An 8,119-nucleotide genomic window follows, 5' to 3' on the forward strand; every position below is an offset into this window, starting at 1 on the left:
CGACTGTGCAACACCCGTCAGCGCCTGGGCTTCGTCACTGCCGAGGATCAAGGCTTCAGTCACTTCGACAGGCCACAAGTGCACGGCAGCCGTGCTGCGAAAGTGAATGCTCTGGCCCTTGTCGGTGGTGACGAATAATGGCGTGTCGCGGGGCAGGGGATAGCCCTCGTCGAGGTTGCCTTTGCTCGGGTCCGGCTCGAACTGGACGATGGCGCAGGAGGGCAGCGGGCGCATGGCCAAGGGATAAAGCTGTTCGAGCAGCGCGTCGCTGAATTCGGCGTAATCGTCATCCAGGCGTCGTTGCAGACGGGCTGCAAGCAGGGCAAAGCCTTCCAGCAAGCGTTCGACATGCGGGTCGGGGCATTCACCGGGTGACAACTCCAGGCGCCGCGCGACTTTCGGATAGCGTTCGGCAAACTGGCTGCCGGCGTGTCGCAGCCAGGTCAGTTCGCGTTGGTAGTAATCGAGCAGTTGCGCGTCAATCGAGTCGCTCATGGCGCACCTCCAGGCCCTGGCCGCCGGGCTCGATGACAAATGCCACCGGCCAGTGTTGCTGGCCACTGCGCAACTCGCCGAGCAGGCGAATGCTCAATTGTTGCGGGTGTTCGGGCACCGGATTGACCTGCACCTCGCCGAGTTTCAGGCGCGGTTCGAAATGGGTGATGGCTTCGCGGATGTCCCGCGCCAGTTGCCGACGGTCATCGCTGCGCTGTTGTTGCAAGGCGCTCCAGTCGGCGATGCCGTAGTCGATCACGCTGGGCGGCCGGGTCAGTGGGCGTGAGCCGCGACGGGTGTTGAACAGGCGCCCGAGCTCGGCATGCACCGAGTCGAGCAACGCCTGCCGATCAAACTCCCGTGCGCCCTCGGCCTCGCTGGACGCGAGGCGTTCGAACAGCGGCGCGCGGATCCCGGTGCCAGCCATGGCCAGGGCGACCGGTTACTTGCTGGCCTTGTTGGCCGCCAGATCCCAGACCGTACCGGCGGTGCCTTCCTTGGTGCCGTCGTCTTTCTGCGCGGTGAGTTCCCATTTGATCTTGGTGAAGTTCAGCGACAGGGTTTCCACCGGTTTGCCACCGGTGCCACCGCTGACACTGACGTTGGACAGCACGACATTGGTCAGGGTGTAGATGATGAATGGCATCAACTGCCCGCTGCCCTCGGCGGCATTGCGGCCGATGGTGATCTTCGCTTCGGGAATCGGTTTGCCCGCGCAGCAGTATTCGTTGAGCGACGGCGTGGAGCTGTCGACGAATTTGGTCAGGGTGAATTCACCAATGTGTGGCCGGCCCGACGTGCGCTCCGAGTTGCTGACGTCATTGGTGACCTGCATGGCCACGTTGTGGCTGTAGGACATGACTTCGATCTTGTCCTTGTAACCCTCGAGCAGGCTGTCGCCTTTGATGTCGCCACCGAGGTCGAGAATGATTGCATCCATCGCTTGAAACTCCTGAAAGGTATCACGCTAGATATAGGGCAGGCCCCCGCCGCACGGGCGGCGGGGGCAGCAGGTCAGGCAGCAACCGGTGGCGGCAAGGTCGCCACCAGGCGAATCGACGCCGTCAGTTCCTCCAGCTGAAAGTGCGGCCGCAGGAACACCGTCGCGCGGTAGGCCCCCGGCTTGCCGGCCACCTCGGTGACATCCACCCGCGCTTCGCGCAACGGGTACTGCGCCTTGATTTCCTGCGGCGCGTTGTCGTTGATCAGCACGTAGTCGGCGATCCAGTTATTGAGGTAGGTCTGCACGTTGTCGCGGGTCATGAAACTGCCGACCTTGTCGCGCATGATCACCTTCAGGTAATGGGCGAAGCGCGAGGCTGCGAGCACGTACGGCAACATCGCCGAGATCCGCGCGTTGGCATTGGCCTCGTTGGTGTTGTAGACCTTGGATTTGTTGGTGGTCTGGCCGCCGAAGAACACCGCGATGTCGCTGTTTTTCTTGTGGCACAGGGCGATGAAACCGAGGTCGTTGAGTTCCTTCTCGCGGCGGTCGGTAATGGCCACTTCGGTCGGGCATTTCAGCGACAGGTCGCCGGAGCTGGTCCGGAAGGTGTGCGCCGGCAGGCCTTCCACCGCACCACCGCCTTCAGCGCCGCGAATCGCCGCGCACCAGCCATACTTGGCAAACGCTTCGGTGATGCGTTGCGACAGTGCCCACGCGGCATTGCCCCACAGGTATTTGCTGTGGTCGGTGCCGTTGACGTCTTCGACGTAATTGATGCCTTCCACCGGTGAAGTGTCCGGGCCATAGGGCAGGCGCAGGAGGAAGTGCGGCAGCACCAGCGACACATAACGCGAGTCTTCGCTCTCGCGGAACGAGCGCCACTTGATCAGTTCCTGACTCTCGAAAACTTTCGACAGATCGCGCGGCACCGCCAGTTCGGTGAAGCTGTTCATGTCGAACAGCCGAGGACTGGCGGCGGCAATGAACGGTGCGTGCGCGGCGGCGGCGACGTTCGACAGTTTCTCCAGCAGGCCGATGTCCTGCGGGTGACGACCAAAGGTGTAGTCACCCACCAGCAGGCTGAACGGATGCCCGCCGAAGGTGCCGTATTCCTCTTCGTAGATCTTCTTGAACAGCGCGCTCTGGTCGAATTCGACGGCTTTCTCCAGATCGTTCTGCAGCTCTTTCTGCGTGACGTTCAGCAGGCGCAACTTGAGGCGGGTGCTGGTTTCGGTGTTCTGCACCAACATGTGCAAACCGCGCCACGAGGCTTCGAGTTTTTGCAGGTCGGGGTGGTGTAGCACCTCGTTGAGCTGAGCGCTGATCAGTTCGTCGATCTGGCTGATGCGGTCGTTGATCATCGCCACGGTGTCCTTGTCGATGGCCATGCCTTCGTCGAGCACCTGGGTGGCGAATTCCGCGAGCATGTCGCGGGCGTAATCCTGCTGACTGTCATCGTGGGCCATGCGGCCTTCGGCGATGATCCGGTCGAGCAGGGATAAAGTCTCGGCTGCAGCATTGTCGCTGGCTTGATTCTGGGCGGCGGCGGGCATGACGGATGCTCCCTCGGTTAAGTGGATGATCAGGCTTGCGGTTCGGCCGGCGCCTCGGCATCAGCTGCCGGGGTAGCGGTGTCCGGGCGGGCCGACTTGATCTCTTGCAGGCCTTCGGTGTTGGCGATCACGTCGCGCAACAGCTTGTCCAGATCATCGTTGCCGTCGAGTTTGGTCAGCAGATCGCGCAGACGCTGGCGGGCCTCGAACAGGCGCCGCAGCGGCGTGACTTGCTCGACCACCTTGACCGGATCGAAGTCGTCGATGTGCTTGAAGTTGAGTTCGATGTTGAGCTTGCTGTCGTCGCCGCTCAGGGTGTTGTTGACTTGCAGCGTGGCGCGCGGGCCGATCGAGGCGAGCACTTCGTTGAAGTTGTCGCGGTCGATTTCGGTAAAACGCCGTTCATTCAGTTTTGCCAATGGCTCAAGCGGTTTACCCGAGAGGTCGGCGAGGATCCCGACTACCAGGGGCAATTCCTTTTTCTCGATGGCGTTGCCGATTTCGACGTCGTAGGTGATTTGCACCCGGGGCGGGCGCACCCGGTCGAGCTTGTGCTGAGTACTTTCTGCCATGACGGCGGACTCCGATGCGTTGGGCGGGCGCAATGCATCGGGAGGCCCGTTCATCGCTTTCCCTTACTGGACCGTAGGTTAGAAAGGGGAGCAGATGACCTGTCGTTCCTTTGACAAACCTTCCTCATTCGGCGGTAGCGGCCGAACTACCCAAGACGCTAGAACAGGTCTATAAAAATGCAAGCAAAAACATTTTTGGACAGGGTCGGGAAAAGGAAAATTCATTTTGTACGGACGTTTTTTTGTAGCGATGGTGTTTGCGCTCATGGCCGGCTGTTCCTTCTTCGGGCCGAAGGTGGACCTCGACAGCCTGACCCTCGACGTCGCACCGAAGGCCAATGACGACACGCCGATTGCCGTGGATTTCATTGCGGTCGCCGACCCGGATCTGCTCAAGCAACTCTCGGGCATCAGCGCCAGCCAGTGGTTTGCCGGACGCGAGCAGTACCAGCGCGACTATCGTCAGTTGATGAGTGTGTGGGGACTGGAGCTGGTGCCGGGGCAATTCATCGACCGCCAACCCTTCCCGCTGGGGGGCAAGAAGGCCGCTGGACTTTTAGTCTTCGCCAGCTATAACACACCCGGAGCGCACCGATTGCGCCTCGATGACCAGAGCGAAGCGTGGCTGAAATTCGACAGTCGCGAGATGACGCTGGTCAATCCCACCGAGCACTGAAAAACCACCGCTGCCGCCGGATCGCGGCGTAGTCGAAGGGAGTCGTATGAGTCTGCTACCTGACGCGGTTTGCTGGCACGAAGGCATGCAATTGCTGCCGCAGCATTTTCAGTTGCAAGGGCTGCGGGCCGAAGCGCTCGGGGCGCATCTGGCGCAGGCGTGCAACCCGTGGTTCTGGGGCGTCAGCCATATGGAATTCGACCCGTCGGCGCTGAGCGCAGGCGTGGTGCGGGTGGTGTCGCTGCAAGGCACTCTGCCCGACGGTTTGCCGGTGGACTTGCAGGCCGGGATCGGTCCGACCCTGGAGCTGGACGTCAGCACCGCGATCGACGCCACCGACGATGCCACCGTCACCGTGTATCTGGCGATCAGCCCGATGTGGCGCGCCGGGCAATTGCTGCCGCTCAAGGGCCGTTTGCAGTCGGTGGTCGGCGAGGCCTTGCCGGACCTCACCAGCGGCGAATTCCCTGAGTCGATCACGGTCTGGCGACCCAACCCACGGCTGTGCACGCAACTGAACAAGGCGGATTCGATCTGTCTGCCGCTGTTGAAGATCCGCAAGGAGGGTGGTGGTTTTCTGCCGCTGACCTACACCGCACCGACGCCGCTGCTGTTGCCGGAGTCGCCACTGGGCCGCCGCATCGCCGGACTCTGCGCGCGGGCGCGGGAGAAGTGCCTGTTTCTTGGTGGCCGCTTGCGTCAGGCGCAACAGGCCGGCAATCAGGACGATGCCCTGGAAATCCGTCGCCAGTTGACCGCACTGTGGGCGCGTCTGCCGGAAGTCGAAGGCGCACTCAACAGCCGCATCGCCCACCCGCAAAGTCTTTACGTGCACTTGCTCGGTCTGGCTGGCGCGTGGTCGGCGCTTGATCCGCTGGCCGGGGTGCCGGCGTTTGCGCCGCTGGATTTTCTTGAGTTACAGCGCGGTTACGACGCCGTGTTGCAGTGGCTGGAAACCACCCTGGAACTGATCCGTGCCGGTTATCGCAGCCTGCCATTCGAACGCAGTGAACAGCACTTTTCGATCCAGTTGCCCGACGAGCAGCCGAGCCAGCGTCTGGTCATCGGCCTGCGCATGCCCAACGGCGCCAGCGAGCAGGCTGCCGGCGACTGGCTGCGTGGCGCGATCATCGCTTCGGCGCCGCATATCGCCTTGCTCAGCCGTCAGCGCATGAGCGGTTTGCCCCATCAGGCGATGAGTCGCAGCGAACAAGTGGCCTACAGCGTCGGCGATGACACGCGCCTGTTTGTGGTCACGGCCGAAGGCGCCTGGTTCGACGCACAACTGCCGCTGACCATCGCCGCGCCTGCCGCGAAGCTGACCAGCAGCCCCTGGCAGGTGGTGCTGTTTGTCGCCCAGAACAGTGAAAGTGCCTGATCACACAAGGAACGCCGTATGTCGCAAGGAAGTGCCGCAAGCCTGGGGTTGCAGGACGCACCGTTGAGCAGCGCGTTCCGCCAGACGTGGCAGCAATGGCAACAGGATTGGGCACAATTGCCCAAGGACAGCGAGGACGAAGCGGCGCTGGTGGAGACCGTGGTCGAGCTGTCGACCCAGGCTTCGCAGCGACTGTGGCGCACGGCGTATTCGCGGGTCGGCGACTCGGCGACCGAGCAGGTCAAGGCGCTGGTGTACGCGTTCGTCGCACTGGTCGATGAAACCCTGCTGTTCAGCCCGTGGCCGGGACAAGCGGCGTGGCAGGACAAACCACTGGAGTCGCGGCTGTATTCCAGTCGCCAGGCTGGCGAGCAAGTGCCGGCGGCCATTCAAACCCTGCTCGATGAACAACCACCGACCACCCGCGACCTCGCCAACGTGTATTTGCAATGCCTGATTCTCGGCTTTCACGGGCGTCTGCGCGGCGAACACAGCCAGGCGCAGCTGGCGAAATGGCGGCTGGCGCTGTTCAACTTTGCCTGGCAGGACGACGCCACTTACGACGATGTCAGTCAGCGACTGGTGCAACCGTCGCTGGCCGCGCCGTTGCAGTTGCCGGTCCGCACGGCGCTGCCGGACGGCTTTCGTCTGGCGCTGGGCATTCTGGCAATGGTGTTGCTGTTGACCGGGTTCGGCCAGTTGCTCTGGCGTGACATTCGCTCCGAGCTGGAACCGGTGCTGCAAATGCCCGATTCCGTGGCCACGCCGGAGCAAGACTCATGAGCACCCTGACGATTGTCGCGTGGGTCGTCGGGTTGCTGTTGCTGCTGGTGATCATCGCTGTGGCGGTGTGGTGGCTGCGCACCCAGAGTGGTGCGGCGATCCGCAGTTTCTATGCGGCCGTACGCCATATGGAACAGGAGCAGGGCAGTCGCGACCGGTATGAGATGCCGTGGCTGCTGATGCTCGGCGATGAAACTCAAGGTACGCAGCTGGTCACTGAATGGCATTTGCAACCCACCGACAAACCGGCGTGGTTCGGTCGTTGGTGGTCGGACCCCGAGGGCGCGGTGCTGGTGGTGCCGCAGGCGCTGTTCTTGCCGGACGACGGCATGCATCTGCAACGCGGTGGCTGGTGGCGGCTGCTCGGGTTGATCCTGCGCCTGCGCAGCAAACGGCCGCTGGACGGCGTGATCTGGACCGTGCCGGTCAGCCACCTGAGCAATCTGGAGCAGGCAGCGAGCCTCGGTCTGGCCGCACGCCGACGCTTCATTGATCTGCTGCAACGCTTTGGCTTGAGCGTGCCGGTGTACGTGATCGTTACGGGACTTGAAGAGTTGCCGGGGTTTCAGGAGCTGATTGATGCCTTGCCCGATGAGGCTCGTGAACGCACCTTGGGCTGGTCGTCGCCCTACGCGCGCGATGCTGTGTGGCAAGGGCAGTGGAGCGATCAGGCGCTGGATCGTATTCATCGTGCCGTGGCTGAAGCAGTGATCGAAATCGGCACCTTGTCCGGGCATCTGAGCGCCGATCTGTATGCGTTGCCCGAGCGTCTGGAAACCCTGCGCCGTGGTTTGCAGAGTGTGCTGGAGCCGGTTTTTCAGGGTAATGCGCAGGGTGAGGCGCCGTGCTTTCGCGGGGTGTACTTCAGTGCGAGTCAGGCGAGCGAGGACGCCAGGGACGGTTTTTCCGCCGATGACAGCGGCTTGCAGCAAAGCGTGTTCGTGCGCCAGTTGTGGCGTCAGCGTCTGGTCGGCGAACGGGGCCTGGCGCAAGGGGTGCCGCGCCTGTTGCGCCTGCGTCAGCGCTGGCAACGGCTGACCGCCGGGGTGGCGCTGGTGGTCGGGGTGATCTGGGCGGTGGCGATGCTGTGGGTCTGGCACCAGTCGGTCAAGGATGCCCACGAGCTGGCGCGGCTGATGCAGGGTGCGCAGAAGAGCTACGTGGCGGTCACCGATGACGCACATCGGCTCGAGCCAACCCGGCGCAACGTGCAGAGTTTCTGGCGGGTGCTGGAGCGCGCGCCGCACTGGCACTATGTGTCGCTGGCGTTTCCGACCTCGTGGTTTTCCTCCCTCGACACTCAGCTCGAACAAGAGGTGTTCAAGTCAACGCAACGCCACATACTCGTGCCTCTGCACGAGTGGCTGGTCGACGAACTGGATAGGATCAAGGCGATCCGCGCCACCGACCGACGCAGCAGCCTCGAAAGCGAAGATCCGGCGCAGTGGCAGAACTATCAGAAGGCGAGCGATCTGGTCGACCGCGCGCTGCGCCTCGAGTTGCAGAACCAATTGTTCGGTGAGGTCCAGAACAATCAACGGGCGCCGCTGGATGACCTGGTGAAACTGAGCAACAGCGCGCTGTCGCTCAATCTAAACGCGGCGACCTTGCCCCATGCGGCGTACTACAACCGCCTGCTGGCAGCGGGGGATGGCGGCGATTTGCAAGCGCTGGATCTGAGCGTCGAGCGGCCCTTGATCACCAGCCACTTTACCG

Annotated in this window: 9 protein-coding genes; 4 read left to right on the top strand and 5 right to left on the bottom strand. The window is 62.7% G+C overall.

Annotated elements, in window-relative coordinates:
• From DBR24_RS08220 to tssB, 5 genes are all read right to left on the bottom strand, one after another.
• The coding region (locus tag DBR24_RS08220) for a type VI secretion system baseplate subunit TssF (RefSeq protein ID WP_146188993.1) at positions 1-495 on the bottom strand (495 nt) is incomplete at its 3' end.
• Entirely contained in the window at positions 479-922 is a 444-nt protein-coding gene (gene tssE, locus DBR24_RS08225) for a type VI secretion system baseplate subunit TssE (protein ID WP_123467679.1), read from the bottom strand. The genes DBR24_RS08220 and tssE, both read right to left, overlap by 17 nt.
• Positions 923-937: 15 nt before the next feature.
• Positions 938-1,435 (bottom strand): Hcp family type VI secretion system effector, encoded by a 498-nt coding sequence (locus DBR24_RS08230; RefSeq protein WP_123467681.1) that lies wholly within the window; start codon positions 1,433-1,435, stop codon positions 938-940.
• Between the two features lie 74 nt (positions 1,436-1,509).
• Positions 1,510-2,994 carry a type VI secretion system contractile sheath large subunit gene (tssC, locus tag DBR24_RS08235; RefSeq protein WP_123467683.1) on the bottom strand — a complete coding sequence of 495 codons (1,485 nt, stop codon included), beginning with the start codon at positions 2,992-2,994 and terminating at the stop codon, positions 1,510-1,512.
• A gap of 29 nt (positions 2,995-3,023) precedes the next feature.
• Positions 3,024-3,566 (bottom strand): type VI secretion system contractile sheath small subunit, encoded by a 543-nt coding sequence (gene tssB / locus DBR24_RS08240; RefSeq protein ID WP_123467685.1) that lies wholly within the window; start codon positions 3,564-3,566, stop codon positions 3,024-3,026.
• A gap of 250 nt (positions 3,567-3,816) precedes the next feature.
• Here tssB and DBR24_RS08245 point away from each other — a divergent pair, with 250 nt between their 5' ends.
• The 4 genes from DBR24_RS08245 to DBR24_RS31720 all read left to right on the top strand — a co-directional run.
• Complete coding sequence (locus tag DBR24_RS08245) at positions 3,817-4,242, top strand: type VI secretion protein (protein WP_128614472.1); 426 nt, start codon at positions 3,817-3,819, stop codon at positions 4,240-4,242.
• Between the two features lie 46 nt (positions 4,243-4,288).
• Entirely contained in the window at positions 4,289-5,620 is a 1,332-nt protein-coding gene (gene tssK / locus DBR24_RS08250) for a type VI secretion system baseplate subunit TssK (RefSeq protein ID WP_123467689.1), read from the top strand.
• An 18-nt stretch (positions 5,621-5,638) separates the two neighbouring features.
• Positions 5,639-6,403, top strand: coding sequence for a DotU/TssL family secretion system protein (locus DBR24_RS08255; RefSeq protein ID WP_128614471.1), 765 nt, complete (start codon positions 5,639-5,641; stop codon positions 6,401-6,403).
• A partial coding sequence (locus tag DBR24_RS31720) for a type VI secretion system protein (protein ID WP_371921249.1) occupies positions 6,400-8,119 on the top strand: 1,720 nt, incomplete at its 3' end. The genes DBR24_RS08255 and DBR24_RS31720, both read left to right, overlap by 4 nt.

This window comes from Pseudomonas sp. HMWF006 (assembly GCF_003061205.1).
Lineage (GTDB): Bacteria > Pseudomonadota > Gammaproteobacteria > Pseudomonadales > Pseudomonadaceae > Aquipseudomonas > Aquipseudomonas monsensis.